This is a genomic window from Kitasatospora griseola, from assembly GCF_014648555.1.
Lineage (GTDB): Bacteria > Actinomycetota > Actinomycetes > Streptomycetales > Streptomycetaceae > Kitasatospora > Kitasatospora griseola.
In genome coordinates this window covers 607-813 of the sequence record NZ_BMRI01000099.1, presented here as the reverse complement: position 1 = coordinate 813, position 207 = coordinate 607, and the positions used below count along the sequence as shown (strand labels likewise).

General features: G+C 69.6%; 1 pseudogene. It reads right to left on the bottom strand.

Annotated elements, in window-relative coordinates:
- Window positions 1-20: 20 nt before the first annotated feature.
- Window positions 21-207: pseudogene (locus IEZ12_RS39900) on the bottom strand (IS701 family transposase); the annotation flags it as partial.

Here is a 207-nt window from a genome sequence, read left to right as displayed (position 1 = left end):
TTCGGGGACGGTCAGGGGTATCAGGTCTGGCGTTCGAGCCGGTCCGGCCCCCTTTCAAGCTGCCCGGCCCGCAGGACCGCGAGATAGGCGTGGACGGCCATGGCGAGGGTGATGTGCCGGTACCAGCCCTGGTAGCGACGGACCTGGTAGTCGTCCAGGCCGCACTGGCCCTTCGCGGTCTGGAAGCACTCCTCGACCGCCCAGCGG